Raw genomic sequence first — 15,320 nt, 5'->3', positions numbered from 1 at the left:
GAGCCGGCCAAGGACGTGGGGTGGATCTGGGAGATGTCGTCGTCGGTCATGGGTTCTTCCAAGAGTCAGCGCGGTTCGCCCACGCGTCGAGGGCGGCCACCCGGCTGGGGTCGCCGCCCTCGACGATGGGCATGCGGTGCCGGCGCGCGGGGCGCCGGGCCGATCAGATGTGGCCGGCCTCGGTGCTGGAGCCCTCCTCGACGTTGGTGAGGAGGTTGGTGAGGTAGCTCTTGAGGCGGGTCCGGTAGTCGGACTCGAAGCGGCGCAGCTCGTCGATCTTGTGCTCCAGGCCGGAGCGCTCCTTCTCGAGCTGGGCGAGAGTGCGGTTGCGCTGGTCCTCTGCGTCGCGGACGATCTGCTCACCGGTGGCGCGGGCCTCGGCGACGATGCGCTCGCCCTCAGCCTTGCCGTTGGACACGTGCTCGTCGTGCAGGCGCTGCGCGAGCTTCGAGCATGCCGGAGGCGGCACCGGGCTCGTCACCGTTGCCGCCCAGGGCCGACAGCGCCGGGGAAGCCGTGGGGGCGGAGACCGCCGGGGGCTCGTTGACGACCGGAGCGGAGGCCACAACAGGGGCGGCGGTGCTCACGGGAGCGGCCTGGGAGAGCTCCTCGATGCGGCGGTTGGCGGCGTCGAGCTTCGCCTTGAGCTCGACGTTCTCTGCCTCGAGCTGGCGCATCGCCTCGACGACCTCGTCAAGGAACTCGTCGACCTCGTCCTGCTCGTAACCCTCGCGGAACTTCGTCGCCTGGAACTTCTTGTTGAGGACGTCGTCTGCTGTCAGCAGCGTCATATCGTCACCTCGGTGTCGTTACGGACATTGTCACAAGCACCGGATCAACCGGTGACTCACGCTGACTACAGTACCTGAACTGACGCCGCGCGGGGACGGAGAGGGATGCGAATCACGCCGTCCTCGTCACACCTGGAGTGGACCGGTCCCCTCACCGGGAGCGGGAGGAGCAGGTCACCAGGGTTCGTGAGCGGCCCCTCACAGGAGCCCGCTGAGGATCGCCAGGAGGTACTGGACGATGACGATACCGAACCAGAGTGCCAGGAAGCTCAGGTCGATCCCGAAGGAGCCCAGGGTGAGAGCGGGGATTCGCCGCCTGAGGAACCGCAGCGGGGGGTCGGTCAGGGAGTACACGAGATTGGCCAGCAGGAGCACCGGGCCGGTGGGCCTCCACGACCGGGCGAACACGGCCACCAGGTCGAGCACCACCCTGATCACGAGGACGAGGATGTAGATGTGCAGCAGGCTGCTGATGATCGAGATGATCGAATGCGGCGCTTCCACTCCGACGGCTCAGCTCTGATTGAAGAAGCGGTCGTGCTCCTCGGCCTCACCGTCGTCGATCTCGACGCTCGCGGGGGTGAGAAGGAAGACGCGGGGGGTGATGGGCTCGATGGCGCCGCGCAGGCCGTGCACGAGTCCGGCGGAGAAGTCCACCATCCGGCGGGCCTCGGCCTCGCTCATGCCGGTGAGGTTGATGATGACCGGCGCGCCGTCGCGGAAGGCCTCGCCGATGACGCGGGCCTCGTTGTAGGTGGAGGGGTGCACGGTGACGATGCGACGCAGATCGGGCACCGGCACCGGCTCCAGGGCGGTCTCATAAGCGCTCGGGGCCGACGGCTCGGGGTCGGCCTCCTCGGTCACCTGATCGAAGGCGGGGGCGTAGGCCTCCTCGTCCTCCGCGTAGAGGTCCTGCTCGGGCTCGGTGTACCCGAGGAATGTCGACATCTTGCGCAGTGCGCTCATGACTGGCTCCTTCTCCGTTGGCTCCCCCGGGCGTCCCCTGGCCTCCCGGTGTGGGCGACGTTATCGGTCATCGGAGCGAGCGTCGGTGATTGGGCACGGCGTGTCCTCAGGGCAACCGTGAGGCAAGACCTCTACGATCAGGCGATTCTCAGATTGTTGTCAGGACGATACCAGCCATGCGCCCCGTGACCCCCTCGCGGCGGTAGGAGAAGAAGCGCCCGTCCTCGAAGGTGCACCACTCGCCCGGCGCGATCCGCGTGACGCCGGAGCGCTGGAGCTGGGCGATGACGCCGGCCGCCACGTCGAGGCCGGGGGTCCCCCAGGAGGTGGTGGCGGCGCAGGCCGGCTCGACGGCGGCGGCCTCGTCGCGCAGGGCCCCGGGCACCTCATAGCAACGCCCGCAGATGCTCGGGCCGATGGCCGCGCTGATTCCCGACGGATCCGCCCCGAGCCGCGCCATCTCCTCGACCGCCCTGGGCACGATGCCGCCGAGCATTCCCCTGCGGCCGGCGTGAACCGCGGCCGCCAGGCGCCCGTCCGCGGAGGCGAGCAGCAGTGGCACGCAGTCGGCGACCAGCACGCCCGCGCCGCGCGGGGTCCGGGGGGAGGCCTCCTCCGCGCGCGCGTCGAGGATGAGGGCGTCGGCGGTCGGGACGCTCCCCCGCCGGGCATGGGCGACGACGTCGGAGTGGACCTGGTTCATCCAGGCGATGTCCCCGCCTCCCAGGCCCACAGCGCCCTCCAACCAGGCGCGGCAGGCGGCCACACGGCCGGGGTCGTCGTCGACGTGGGCGGCGAGGTTGAGCCCGGCGTAGCGCGCGTCGATCGGCGCGGGCAGGCGAGAGGCCCCCGCGCCGCGGGTGGTGAAGTACCCGCGGGCGCAGGGGCCCAGGTCGGCCTCGATGAGGCCGGGGATCACCATGTCGGCTCCCGCGCTCAGCGCAGGAAGTCGGGCAGGTCGATGGTGTCCTCGGCGTCGGCGCCCAGCATCGGGGGCACCGCGAGCTCCACAGGGGGCTGCTCGGCGGCGGCGTCCACGAACACGGGGACGGATCCGGTGTTGTCCGAGGGCGAGACCGGGACGGAGGCGGGGCGCTCCTGGGCGGCGGCCCCGGGCAGCGGGGGGACCGCGGTGGGGGCGGAGGCGGCCACCGGGGCGGGCTTGACCCCCGTCGGCCGCGGGACCGGAGTGGTCACCGGGGCGGGGTCCGCCGCGTGCGAGGAGCTGCGGGGCTCAACGGCGCGGGTGGCCGGCTGAGCGGAGTGGCGGGCGCTCTTCTGGGAGGCCGCGCGGTCGAGGCCCGCGGGGACGGGCTCCTCGTCGAAGCCGGCTGCGATGACGGTGACGCGGACCTCGTCGCCCAGAGCGCCGTCGACCACGTTGCCGAAGATGATGTTCGCCTCGGGGTGCACGGACTCCCGCACGAGGTTCGCGGCCTCGGAGATCTCGAAGAGGCCGAGGTCGGAGCCACCCTGGAAGAAGATGAGGACTCCGTGGGCGCCGTCGATGGAGGACTCCAGCAGCGGGGAGGCGATGGCCTGCTCGGTGGCCGCCAGCGCGCGGCCCTCGCCGGTGGCCGAGCCGATGCCCATGAGGGCGCTGCCTGCGTTCTGCATGACGGACTTGACGTCGTTGAAGTCGACGTTGATGAGGCCGGGGGTCGTGATGAGCTCGGTGATGCCCTGAACACCTTGGAGGAGGACCTGATCGGCCTGCTTGAAGGCGTCGACCACGGAGATGTTGCGGTCCGCGATCTGCAGGAGGCGGTCGTTGGGGATGACGATGAGGGTGTCGACCTCGGCGCGGAGCTTGTTGACGCCCTCCTCGGCCTGGGCGGCGCGACGACGGCCCTCGAAGGAGAACGGACGGGTGACCACGCCGATGGTCAGGGCTCCGAGCTCGTGAGCGACGCGGGCCACGACGGGCGCGGCGCCAGTGCCGGTGCCGCCGCCCTCGCCCGCGGTCACGAAGACCATGTCCGCACCCTCGAGGGCCTCGCGGATCTCCTCCTCGTGGTCCTCGGCGGCCTTGCGCCCGATCGACGGATCCGCCCCGGCGCCCAGGCCACGGGTCAGGTCCCGGCCGACGTCGAGCTTCGTGTCCGCGTCGGACATGATGAGGGCCTGGGCGTCGGTATTGACCGCCAGGAACTCCACGCCGCGCAAGTCGGCCTCGATCATGCGGTTGACGGCGTTGACTCCGCCACCGCCGACGCCCACGACCTTGATGATCGCCTGGTAGTGCTGGGACTCCACCACTGTCTGCCTCCGCGCTCGTGCGAGCCCTCCGGGCTCCCCTCGACCCTCAACCTCACGTTGAGGTTTATACTTATGTCATTCTTGTGATGACAAGGGCAACGCTATGGGTCGATGGCGGAACCGGCCTGGATTTTCCTCGGCGTGTCAGGCGCGCGCTCAGCGGGTCGTCGGGTTGTGCGGCGCTGAGACGTCGTAGACGCTGGCCGACGTGGTCAGCAGGGTGGCCAGGACCCGCGCCTTGAGGGCGCTCTGGGAGCCGTCGCCCCACACGACTCTCGCCCCATTGGCCAGCGACAGCGCCACCTGGCCCGTGGTGGAGATCGTCGACTGGGAGACCTGCTGGCGGGTCGTCGCGTCGAGGCTGCCCATGATGGCGGTCATCGTGGCGACCTGCGCGGCGTTGAGAGGCGGGGCGCCGCCCTTGTCCGCCCCGTCCGCGGCCAGGCGCGTGAGGCCCGCGGGCGCCTCGGCCACGGTCTCGAGGACGACGGCCTCGGAGTCGAGCACCGCGTATCCCTCATCGGTCTCCTGCGCCGCGACCGGGTTCCTCAGCTCCAGGGTGACGGTCAGGCCGTGGGGCCAGGAGCGGGTCACTGAGGCCGAGCGCACGCGGACCAGGCCGTCGGCGACCTCGCCGCCGAGCCGATCGACGTCGAGCCGCACGAGGGACTCCCCCTCGTGGGCGGCGAGCACGCCGCGCACCTGGTCGGCGCCCACTGCGCCGCTGGCACCCTCCGCCCCCTGGACGGCGATGTCCGCCGGGCGCAGAGCCAGGAGCGGGGAGTAGAGGACGCCCCAGGCGATCGCGGCAACGACGAGGAGGGCGACGACGGCGCCCGTCAGGCGCCGCAGCCTCAGTGAGCGGGCGGCCCGGCGCCGCTCGGCCAGGCGGTCGGTGAGCCCGGTGGAGACGACGGAGGAGGCGGCTCGCTCGCGCAGCCGCCCGAGCGAGCCGGGGTCGGTCCTGGTCGCGACCCCGGTCGGGACGGCGGCTAGGTCCGCGCCAGGCGCTGCGGCGGGGTATCGCGCGGGGCCGGCCCCCTCGGGAGCGGCAGGGCCGGAGCGGGCCCTCCCCCCGGCCCGGTCGGGGGCCCGCCCCGCCTCCTCGACGCCCGTGGGCTCGACGGGCTCGCGCGTCGGGCGCGGAGCGCGGGGCCTCCTCATCGGCTCCCCTGGCCCTCGCCGCCGGAGGCGGGCGACGCCGTGAGATCGGCGAGGACCACCTCGCCGAGCGCGGTGACGTCCCCCGCCCCGACCGTCAGGAGGAGGTCGCCGGGACGCGCGAGGGCGGCGATGGCGCGGGCGGCCTCGACGCGGTCGGGGACGAAGCGGGCCTTGCCGCCTGGGACCTCGGCGACGATCGTCCCGCCATCCACGCCGGGGAAGTCCTCCTGAGCCTCGCGGGCGGGGTAGACATCGGCGACGACGATGGCGTCGGCCTCGGCCAGGGCGGCGCCGAAGCGGGGGGCGAAGGCGGCGGTGCGGGAGAAGAGGTGGGGCTGGAAGAGGACGAGCAGGCGGCCGCCCCGAGCGCTGGCGACCCCGCGGGCGGTGGCCAGCAGGGCCTCGATCTCGGTGGGGTGGTGCGCGTAGTCGTCCACCACCCGCACCCCCCCGGCCTCGCCGCGGTCCTCGAAGCGGCGCCCGGTGCCGCCGAAGGCGCCCAGGGCGTCGGCCATCGCCTGCCCGGCGACCCCCAGCTCGACGCCCGCGGTCCAGGCGCCGGCCGCGTCGAGGGCCACATGGTCGCCCAGGCCCCGCAGGTCGAGCGAGACGAGCTCTCGCGCGCCGTCGGGAGTGGCGCGGGTGAGGGCGGCGGAGGTGGAGCCCGCTCCCCTGCCGGTGATCCGCAAGCGGGTGTGGGCCTCGTGGCTGGCGCCGAGGAAGGCAGGCTCGGCGGTGCCGAAGGTGGCCACGCGCAGTCCCTCGGCGACGGCGGAGGCGGCGAGGCGGGCGGCGCCCGGGTCGTCGGCGCAGGCCACGAGCAGCCCACCGGGGACGAGGCGCCGCGCGAAGTCGACGAAGGCGGCCTCGAAGGCCTCGGGCGTGCCGTAGTTGTCGAGGTGGTCCGGCTCGACATTCGTCACCAGGGCGATGCGCGGGGCGTAGTTGAGGAAAGAGCGGTCCGACTCGTCGGCCTCAGCCACGAAGGCACGACCGGAGCCCAGATGCGCGCCGGTGCCCAGGGAGCGGACCACGCCGCCGATCGCGAAGGAGGGGTCCGCCCCCGCCTCGGTGAGCGCCTCGGCGAGCATGCCGGAGGTGGTGGTCTTGCCGTGGGCGCCGGCCACGGCGACGAAATCGCGGCCCTGCGCGGCCAGGGCCAGGGCCTGGGAGCGGTGCAGGACCTCCTGGCCGCGCTGGCGGGCGGCGGCCAGCTCGGGGTTGACCTCCTTGATGGCGGTGGAGACGACGAGCGTCGCGTCGGGCGGGACGTTGCCGGCGGCGTGGCCGATGACCACGCCGATCCCGGCCGCGGCGAGGCGGTCGAAGGCCTCGCCCCCGTTGGCGTCGGATCCGGTGACCGTGGCGCCGCGCTCGACGAGCAGCTGGGCGACGACGCTCATGCCCGCGCCGCCCACGCCCACGAGGTGGAAGGCCCGTCCCTCCAGGCCAGCGGGCCCGGAGGTCCCCGGATGACTGGACTGCTCGCTGGTGCTCACTTCTTCTTCCCTTCGGCATCGGCACTGCTGGTCACTGCGCCTCGGATGAGGGCTCCGAGCCGGGCGGCGCCGTCGCGCGCGCCCACACCGGCCGCGGCGCTCGCCATGGCGGCGCGCCGCTCGGCGTCGGCGATGACGCCGGTGAAGGAGAGCAGGGCATCGGCGTCGAGCTCGGCGTCGGGGACGATCCGCCCTCCCCCGGCGCTCACGCAGTCGGCGGCGTTGAGGCGCTGCTCGCCGTTGCCGATGGGCAGGGGGACGTAGAGGGCGGGCAGGCCCAGCGCCGTCAGCTCGGCCACGGTCCCGGCGCCGGAGCGGCACACGACGCCGTCGGTGCAGGCGTAGGCCTGCTCCATGGCGGTCAGGTAGTCGAGGACCCGGTAGCGGCCCGGAAGGGCCGGGTCCCGCCGGGCGGCGTCCTCCAGGGCCTCGCGGAGGGGGGCGTCCTTGCCCTTGCCGGTCAGGTGGAGGACCTGGAGCCCCTTGGGCAGGCGGGCCATCGAGGCGGCGAGGATCTCGTTGAGGCGCTGAGCGCCGAGCGAGCCCCCGGTGACGAGGAGGGTGGGGCGCTCGGGGTCGAGGCCGAGGGCGGCGGCGCCCTCGCGCCGGGCGGCGGCGGCGCCGTCGGCGGTGGCTCGGGACGCGACGAGACCGGCGATCGCGGGGCGCAGGGGCAGCCCGGTCATCTCGGTGGAGCCCTTGGCGGCCTTGAGCGGGGTGGAGGCGAAGGTGAGGGCCACTGCGCGGGCCCAGCGGGCGCCGAGCCTGTTGGCCAGGCCGGGGCGGGCGTTCTGCTCGTGGATGACGATGGGCACGCCGGCGCGGCGGGCGGCGAGGTAGGCGGGGGTGGCGACGTAGCCGCCGAAGCCGACGACGACGTCGGCCCTCACGCGCTCGATCGCCTCGCGCGCGGCGCGCACGGCGGAGCGCAGGTTGCCTGGCAGGCGGAGCAGGTCGGGGCTCGGCTTGCGGGGCAGGGGGACGCGGGGGATGAAGGCGAGGTCATGTCCCGCCTCGGGAACGAGGCGCGCCTCCAGGCCCTGGCGGGTGCCGAGGACGAGGATCCGGGTGCCCGGATGGCCGCCGAGGGCGGGGTCGGTCAGGGCCGCGGCGGTGGCCAGGAGGGGGTTGACGTGACCGGCGGTGCCTCCCCCGGCCAGGAGGACGCGCAGGGGGCGCGAGAGGGCGTCGTCGGGGCGGTTGTCAGGCACGGTTCCTCCTGCGTGTCGAGATCACCGCAAGCGTACGGCGCACGGCGCCGGGGCGTGATCTCAGCGCCCGCTGGGCTCCCGGCTCCCGCCTGGCGAAGGACAGGGCTATCCCGATGGCGAGCAGCACGGATATCAGGGCGCTGCCGCCCTGTGAGATCAGCGGCAGAGGGACGCCCAGCACCGGCAGGAGGTTGGTGACCACGGCCATGTTGATGATGGCCTGGCCGATGATCCACACCATGATGCCGCCGACGACGACGCTGGCGTACAGGGAGTCGGAGCGCCGGATGATCCGGGCCAGGGCCCAGCCCAGGACCGCGAACAGGATGATGACGAGCAGCGCCCCGACCAGCCCGAGCTCCTCGCCGAGGACCGCGTAGGCGTAGTCGGACTCGGCCTGGGTGAGGTAGCCCCACTTCTGGCGCGATGATCCCGGCCCCACGCCCTGCCATCCGCCGGTGGCCAGGGCCCAGCGGGCGTGCTTGGGCTGGTAGCCGATGTCCAGGGGGTCATCGCGGTCGGGGTGGAGCCACACGAGGATGCGCGTGCGCCGGTTGAGGGAGATGACCGAGGCGAAGACGAACAGGGCCGCCCCGGCCGCCCCGAGGGTCACGAACCAGCGCTTGGCCAGGCCCGCCATCCAGCCCGCGCCGGCCAGCAGGATCCCGAGGATGATAACGGTTCCCAGGTCCCCGCCGCCCATGACCAGGGTGATGGCGGCGACCGGGAGCAGGGCGGCGGCGATCTTGACGAGCCAGTGCAGTCGCAGCCAGCGGCCCTCCGCGAACCAGCGGGCGATGATGAGGCCCGCGTACAGGCTCAGCCCCACCTTGATGAACTCCGAGGGCTGGGCGGTGCCGACGCCGGGGACCTCCACCCAGTTGCAGTTGCCGCCGGTGCAGGTTCCCAAAGGCGTGAAGACGAGCGATTGGAGTGCGGTGGCGCCCACGAGGGCGGGGATCGCCAGGTAGCGCAGCGCGCGCTCGGAGAGCAGGGACATGCCCCACATGCCGATCAGCCCGACCCCGGCGAAGATGAGGTATTTGGAGAAGTCGACGACGGCGTCGCGCCCGCGGGCGGCGGATACCACCTGCTGGACGGAGAAGACCGTCATGAGGCCGAGCGTGAGGAGCATGAGGGTGGCCAGCAGCAGCGCGTAGAAGCTCAGCAGGCTCGTGTCAGCGTCCCTCGGCCCGTCGGGGCCGCCGATCCGCCTGGCGGCGCGGCGCAGGGCGCGGCCGATGGGTCCGGGCCGACGAGCGGGCGCGGCGGGCGGCGTGGCGGCCTCACGCCCGGGGGGCGCTCCCTCCCCCGGCGCGGGGATGACGGGCGGCCGAGAACGCTGTCCGCGCGCACGACCGCTGGGGCCCGTGCGCGCGGGCCGACGTTGCTGGGCGCTCATGAACGCCCATCATCCCGGTTCTCGACGCTCGCGGCGTGGTGGCGCGCCGCGTCGGCGAAGAGGTCGCCGCGCTCGGCGTAGGAGGTGAACTGGTCCCAGGAGGCGCAGGCCGGGGCGAGCATGACGGTGTCCCCCGGCCGCGCCATGGCGGCCGAGGCGGCCACGGCGCCCTCGATGACCTCGCGGGGTGAGCCGTCGGCGACGCTTGTGACGGGCAGGCCGGGGGCCTGGGCGCTCAGGGCCTCGGACATCGCGGACTGGTCGCGCCCGATGAGGATGACGCCGCGCAGGGCGGGGGCGACGTCGCGCACGAGCTCGTGGAAGGTGGCGCCCTTGGTGTCCCCGCCGGCGATCCACACGCCGGTGCCGGCGGGCAGCCCTGTGAGCGCGGCCCGCGCGGAGTGCGGGTTGGTGGCCTTGGAGTCGTCCACCCAGGCGACGCCGCCCGCCTCGGCGACCGTGACGAGACGGTGGGCGCCGGGGGCGAAGGCGCGCAGTCCCACGGCCACGGCCTCGGGCCCGACGCCGGGGAGGCCCGAGCCCAGGGCGAGGGCGGCCGCGGCGAGGGCGTCGGCGACGATGTGGGCCGGGAGGCGGTCGGGGCTCCCGCCGGGCGCGAGGTGGGCGAAGTCGTCGAGAGTGGCGATCTCGCGGCCCTCGGCGTGGCGCGCCGAGTGCAGGGCGCGGTCCACGAGGAGGTCCTCGACGAGGCCGACCTGCCCCAGGCCGGGGGCGCCCAGCGTGAAGCCGACGGCGAGGCAGCCCTCGACGACATCGGCGTCGGCCACCATGGCGCGGGTGACGCCATCCTGGCAGTTGTAGATGGCGGCGCGCTGCGCGCGGGCGTAGACGCGCGCCTTGTCCGCGGCGTAAGCCTCTGGACCGCCGTGCCAGTCGAGGTGGTCATCGGCCACGTTGAGACAGGCCGCCGACACCGGCGAGAGGGTGCGGGTGGTGTGGAGCTGGAAGCTGGAGAGCTCGACGGCCAGCGCGTCGGCCCTGCCCGCCAGGACGGTGGAGATCACCGGGTCGCCGATATTGCCGACGGCCGGGGCGGCGAGCCCCGCGGCGGTGAGGATGGCCGCGAGCATGCCGACCGTCGTCGTCTTGCCATCGGTTCCGGTCACGGCGAGCCAGGGCACGCCCGGGCGCGCCGAGGAGCGTTGGAGGCGCCAGGCGAGCTCGATCTCGGACCAGGTCTCGATGCCGGCGGCCTGGGCGGCGGCGAGGATCGGGCCGGTGGCGGGGACTCCCGGGGAGACCACCAGCAGGCGCAGATCGGAGGAGCCCAGGGCGGCGGCGATGTCCTCGGGGCCGCCCGCCATGCGCGAGGCGACTGGGGCGACGAGGGCCTCAACGGCCTCGGCGCGGCCGTCGTAGGCGTGGACCTCGGCGCCCAGGGTCGTCAGGGCGTCGACGACGGCGGCCCCGGTCCTGCCCAGGCCCACCACTCCGACACGCGCGCCGGCCAACTCGTTCATCTCGGGGCTTCCCTTCCTTCAGGTACTCAGGAGGCGCCATGGGCGCCGTGGGGTGCGGCGCCGTGGGCGCCGATGCGGGGAGGGACGGGATCAGGAGACGAGGAACTCCGCGTAGAACAGGCCCAGGCCCGCCACGACGCACAGGCCCGCGATGATCCAGAAGCGGATGACGACGTTGACCTCGGTCCACCCGCCGAGCTCGAAGTGGTGGTGCAGGGGCGCCATGCGGAAGACGCGCCTGCCCGTGGACTTGAAGGAGACGACCTGGATGATCACGGAGATGACCTCCGCCAGGAACAGGCCGCCCAGGATGACGGCGAGGAACTCGGTGCGCGACAGGATGGACAGCCCGGCGACCGCCCCGCCCAGGGCGAGCGAGCCGGTGTCCCCCATGAAGATCTTGGCCGGGGAGGCGTTCCACCAGAGGAACCCGAAGCAGGCGCCCATGAGGGCCGCGGCGATCATGGCGAGATCACGGGGGTCCCGGACCTGGTAGCAGGTGTTGACCAAGATGTCCGGGTGCCCGTAGACGCAGGACTGGTTGGTCTGCCAGACGCTCACGAGGGTGTAGGCGCCGAAGACCATCGCGGAGGCGCCCGCCGCGAGGCCGTCGAGGCCGTCGGTGAGGTTGACGGCGTTGGACCAGGCGGTGATGAGGAAGTTCGACCACAGGACGAACAGCAGGAGGGCGACGGCCGCCCCCGCCAGGGTCAGGCCGGTGACGCCGCCGAGGCCGAAGGAGCCGTCCCCGCCGCGCAGGAAGGCCATGTCGATGAGGGAGTCGCGGGTGAAGGAGACCCGGGTGGAGGCGGGGGTGAGGCCGTTGCGATCGGCGAAGAGGAGGCCGGCCACGGAGAAGGCGATCCCGATGACCGCCTGCCCGAGCATCTTCTGCCAGGGGGTCAGGCCCAGGGATCTCTGCCGGGAGATCTTCTCGAAGTCGTCGAGGAAGCCGATCAGCCCCAGCCCGACGATGAGGAAGAGAAGGAGGATCCCGCTGGCCCGCGGCATGCGGAGCTCGACGAGATTGGCCGCGGCGTAGCCCAGGACGAGGGCGATGATGATGACGAGGCCCCCCATCGTGGGGGTGCCGCGCTTGATGAAGTGCCCCTCCGGGCCGTCGTCCCGGATGAACTGCCCGTAATGGCGCCGCTCCAGGAACTTGATGAGGGCGGGCGTGCCCAGGAGGGCGACGAGCAGGGAGACGGCGGAGGAGACGAGGATGGCGGTCATCGGGCGTCCTTTCCATCACGTCCGTCGGTCGCGCCGTGGCCGGCGGCCGTCGGGCCTCCGGCGGCCAGGTGGTCGGCCACGCGCCAGGCGCCCGATCCATGCGAGCCCTTGACGAGGACCGCGTCCCCGGGGGCGAGGAGCGAGGGGATGCGGGCGATGGCGTCGTCGGCGTCGGAGGCCTCGACGACCTCCACGCCGCGCTGGCGGGCGGCCTCGGCCGCGGGTGCCGCGCCCGCGCCGATGGCCACCAGGAGGGCGGCTCCGGCGTCCGCGGCGAGGGCCCCCGCGGTGGCGTGATCGGCGGCGGAGGCCTCCCCGAGCTCGAGCATCTCCGAGATGACGACGACGCGGCGGCGGTCCCCGGCCAGCGCGGGCAGGGAGGCGAGCGAGGCGGTCATCGAGTCGATGTTGGCGTTGTAGGAATCATCGATGAGACGGCCGCCTCCGGGCAGGTCGCTGACCGCCATGCGGTGGGGGCTCTCCAGGCCCGCGGAGGCGATGGCGTCCAGGAGGTCATCAGCGCCCACGCCCGCGGCGAGGGCCAGCCCGAGGGCCGCCAGGGCGTTGGCGACGTTGTGGGCGCCGGGCAGTCCCAGGCGCACGCGGCGGGGGGCGGCGCCGGGCAGGTGGATATCGGCGACGGCGTGGGCGGACTCGTCGAGCTCAACGCCGGTGGCGCGCAGGTCCGCGCGCTCGTCACCGCTGGCGGAGAACGTGAGGACCCTGCCCGGCGCGAGGGCGCGCATGGCGGCGGCCCGATCGTCGTCGAGGTTGAGGATGGCGGTGCCGCGGGGCAGCAGGCCGCGCACGATGTGGCTCTTGGCGGTGGCGACGCCCTCGATGGAACCGAAGCCGCCCATGTGGGCGTGGCCGATCATGAGGACGGCGGCGGCGTCCGGCGGGGCGATCTCCACCAGGTCCGCGATGTCATCCGGTCCGGAGGCGCCCATCTCGAGGACGAGGTAGCGGGTGGACTCGTCCGCCTCGAGAACGGTCAGGGGCAGGCCGATCTCGTTGTTGAACGAGGCGACCGGCGCGATCGTGGGCCCCTGGGCGGCCAGGAGCTGGCGGGTGAGGTCCTTGGTGGTGGTCTTGCCCACCGAGCCGGTCATCGCGACGACGGCCAGGCCCCGATCCCCCGCGCGCTGGCGCAGGTCCGCGAGGTGCCCTCGGGCGATGCGCCCGAGAGCGGGCACGGTGTCCCCCACGACGATGAGCGCCATCGCCGCACCGGGCCCATCGGCCTGGCCGGCCTCGGCGAGGGCGGCGCGAGCCGCGGCCTCATCGCTGACGAGGGCGGCGGCGGCGCCGGCGCGGGCGACGGCGGCGAGATAGTCATGGCCGTCCGCGCGCTCGCCCTTGATCGCCACGAAGAGCGCGCCCGGCCCGGCCTGGCGGGAGTCGGTGACGACTCCGGTCACGGGGGCCGCCGGCGGAGCGGGGGGGATGAGGCGGCCCGCGGCCCAGGAGGCGAGCTCGTCTATCGTGCGGGCGATCACGCGGCACCCCATTTCGCCTCAACTGCCTCGCGCATGACGGGGGCGTCGTTGTAGCGGATGAACTCGCCGGCCGCCTCGAGGAAGGGCTCATGGCCCTTGCCGGTGACGATGACGGTGTCCTCGGGGCCGCGAAGCTCGACCCCGCGGCGCACGGCGTCGCCGCGCCAGGTGGTGATCTCCTCGACGTCGGTCAGGTCAGGGCGCACGGAGCGCACGCCGTCGAGGATCGCGTCGCGGATGAGCCGGGGGTCCTCGCTGCGTGGGTTCTCGTCGGTGATGACGAGCACGTCCGCCAGGCGCGCGGCGACCTCGCCGAGCATAGGGCGCTTGCCCTGGTCGCGGTCACCGTCGGAGCCGAAGACGACGATGAGGCGCCCGGGGGTGATCGGGCGGACGGCGGCGAGCGCCAGCTCCATGGCGTCGGGGGTGTGGGCGAAATCCACGATGGTCAGGCCCCGAGTGCCGTCGCGCTGGCTGATGCGCTGCATGCGGCCCGGGATGTTGTGCGCCGTGGCCAGCGCCCGGGCGGCGACCTCGGCGGGAACGCCGGCGCGGATCGCCATGACGAGCGCCAGGGCCGCGTTCTGGACGTTGACGAGCCCGGGCAGGGGGCAGCTGGCGGCGATCTCCACGCCGTCGGGCCCGTGAAGGGTGAAGGTGGTGGCCGAGTCCGTAAGGGACACGGCCGCGTCAGCGACCCACCAGTCGGCGGGGGCGTCGCCGCCGTAAGCCCGCACGCGGTCCAGGGGGAGGTCACCGGCCCGGGCGATTCGCTCGGCGAGCGCGGCCCCCCAGGAGTCGTCGACGCAGACGACGGCGCGCCGGGCGCGCTCGGGGGTGAAGAGCTGGGCCTTGGCGTCGAGGTACTCCTCCATCGTGCGGTGGAAGTCGAGGTGGTCGCGCTGGAGGTTGGTGAAGCCGGCGACATCGATCCGGGTGCCGTCGAGGCGGTGCAGGACGATGGCGTGGCTGGAGGCCTCCAGGGAGGCGGCGCCCACGCCCTGCTCGACGCACAGCGCCATCATGCGCTGCAGGACGGGCCCCTCGACGGTGGTGCGGGGCGACTCCACGGACAGGCCGCCTGCGCGCAGCTCCACCGTGCCGGCCATCATGCAGCCGCCGAGGTGGGCGGTGAGCATGGCGTCGAGGAAGTAGGAGGTGGTGGTCTTCCCGTTCGTGCCGGTGACGGCCGTGGTGACCAGCGAGCGCGAGGGGTGGTGGTAGATCTCCGCGGCCAGGGGGCCCACGACGGCGCGCGGATCGGGGCTGAGGAGCACGGGGATCCCGGGGCAGGACTCGTGCACGATGCTCGCTCCCGCCTCATCGGTGACGACGGCGACGGCGCCGGCCTCGACGGCCTGGGCGGCGTAGTCGGCGCCGTGAGCGCGGAAGCCGGGCAGGGCGACGAAAAGCTCTCCGGGAGCGATGTCGCCGGAGTCCACGGAGGCCCCGGAGACGGTCAGGGGGACGGGGGCGTTGACGCCCTGGGCATCGGCGGGGGTGGCGGGGCTCAGGGAGAATCGCTGGGCGAGGTCGCTCACAGCGATGGGAGCGTTTCGGTGCGGGCGCAGGGCCGCGGCCGACTCGTACGCGTGGTTGCTCATAGTCCCACAATCTATCGCGACCGGCGGCGCTCGCAGATCAGGAGGGGCGACCCGGTTCTGTGATCCCTGCGTTGCCTCATAGGGCGCTTGAGGGCCGTGAGCAGGATCTCCCCCGAACGGGGCAGGCGCGGGCGCATGGCGGCCAGCGGGGCGGCGCGCCCGGCGGCCGGCCCCATGGCCCCCTGATCGGGCCCGGCCGGGCTCGCGAGGA

Annotated in this window: 12 protein-coding genes and 1 pseudogene; all 13 read right to left on the bottom strand. The window is 73.6% G+C overall.

All coding sequences use genetic code 11. The annotated features are described in order from the left end of the window. Positions 1 to 163: 163 nt before the first annotated feature. A pseudogene (locus ABXS69_RS05000) lies at positions 164 to 791 on the bottom strand (DivIVA domain-containing protein). 198 nt (positions 792 to 989) lie between these two features. Then, positions 990 to 1,295, bottom strand: coding sequence for a YggT family protein (locus ABXS69_RS04995; protein ID WP_366181429.1), 306 nt, complete (start codon positions 1,293 to 1,295; stop codon positions 990 to 992). Between the two features lie 9 nt (positions 1,296 to 1,304). After that, on the bottom strand, positions 1,305 to 1,757 hold the full coding sequence (gene sepF, locus ABXS69_RS04990) for a cell division protein SepF (protein ID WP_366181428.1): 453 nt from the start codon (positions 1,755 to 1,757) through the stop codon (positions 1,305 to 1,307). A 148-nt stretch (positions 1,758 to 1,905) separates the two neighbouring features. After that, positions 1,906 to 2,679 carry a polyphenol oxidase family protein gene (locus tag ABXS69_RS04985; protein ID WP_366181427.1) on the bottom strand — a complete coding sequence of 258 codons (774 nt, stop codon included), beginning with the start codon at positions 2,677 to 2,679 and terminating at the stop codon, positions 1,906 to 1,908. A 14-nt stretch (positions 2,680 to 2,693) separates the two neighbouring features. Continuing rightward, the gene (ftsZ, locus tag ABXS69_RS04980) at positions 2,694 to 4,016 is read right to left on the bottom strand and encodes a cell division protein FtsZ (protein WP_366181426.1); all 1,323 of its coding nucleotides are present in this window, start codon (positions 4,014 to 4,016) and stop codon (positions 2,694 to 2,696) included. A 156-nt stretch (positions 4,017 to 4,172) separates the two neighbouring features. Further along, entirely contained in the window at positions 4,173 to 5,180 is a 1,008-nt protein-coding gene (locus ABXS69_RS04975) for an FtsQ-type POTRA domain-containing protein (protein WP_366181425.1), read from the bottom strand. Further along, positions 5,177 to 6,679, bottom strand: coding sequence for a UDP-N-acetylmuramate--L-alanine ligase (gene murC, locus ABXS69_RS04970; RefSeq protein ID WP_366181424.1), 1,503 nt, complete (start codon positions 6,677 to 6,679; stop codon positions 5,177 to 5,179). The genes ABXS69_RS04975 and murC overlap by 4 nt, the downstream gene beginning before the upstream one ends. Further along, complete coding sequence (locus ABXS69_RS04965; protein ID WP_366181423.1) at positions 6,676 to 7,890, bottom strand: UDP-N-acetylglucosamine--N-acetylmuramyl-(pentapeptide) pyrophosphoryl-undecaprenol N-acetylglucosamine transferase; 1,215 nt, start codon at positions 7,888 to 7,890, stop codon at positions 6,676 to 6,678. Before ABXS69_RS04965 ends, murC begins: the two co-directional genes overlap by 4 nt. After that, on the bottom strand, positions 7,883 to 9,292 hold the full coding sequence (locus ABXS69_RS04960) for a putative peptidoglycan glycosyltransferase FtsW (protein WP_366181422.1): 1,410 nt from the start codon (positions 9,290 to 9,292) through the stop codon (positions 7,883 to 7,885). Before ABXS69_RS04960 ends, ABXS69_RS04965 begins: the two co-directional genes overlap by 8 nt. Further along, on the bottom strand, positions 9,289 to 10,773 hold the full coding sequence (gene murD / locus ABXS69_RS04955; protein WP_366181421.1) for a UDP-N-acetylmuramoyl-L-alanine--D-glutamate ligase: 1,485 nt from the start codon (positions 10,771 to 10,773) through the stop codon (positions 9,289 to 9,291). Before murD ends, ABXS69_RS04960 begins: the two co-directional genes overlap by 4 nt. 90 nt (positions 10,774 to 10,863) lie before the next feature. Beyond that, a complete protein-coding gene (mraY, locus tag ABXS69_RS04950; RefSeq protein WP_366181420.1) occupies positions 10,864 to 12,006 on the bottom strand; it encodes a phospho-N-acetylmuramoyl-pentapeptide-transferase in 1,143 nt (380 codons plus the stop codon). After that, complete coding sequence (gene murF / locus ABXS69_RS04945) at positions 12,003 to 13,517, bottom strand: UDP-N-acetylmuramoyl-tripeptide--D-alanyl-D-alanine ligase (protein WP_366181419.1); 1,515 nt, start codon at positions 13,515 to 13,517, stop codon at positions 12,003 to 12,005. The genes mraY and murF overlap by 4 nt, the downstream gene beginning before the upstream one ends. Beyond that, positions 13,502 to 15,109, bottom strand: a complete 1,608-nt coding sequence (locus tag ABXS69_RS04940) for a UDP-N-acetylmuramoyl-L-alanyl-D-glutamate--2,6-diaminopimelate ligase (protein WP_366181418.1) — start codon at positions 15,107 to 15,109, stop codon at positions 13,502 to 13,504. The genes murF and ABXS69_RS04940 overlap by 16 nt, the downstream gene beginning before the upstream one ends. Positions 15,110 to 15,320 lie beyond the last annotated feature (211 nt).

The organism is Actinomyces timonensis (assembly GCF_040702965.1).
Classification (GTDB): domain Bacteria; phylum Actinomycetota; class Actinomycetes; order Actinomycetales; family Actinomycetaceae; genus Actinomyces; species Actinomyces timonensis_A.
Note: the sequence above shows the minus strand (reverse complement) of the source record. Positions and strands in the feature narration are given on the sequence as shown.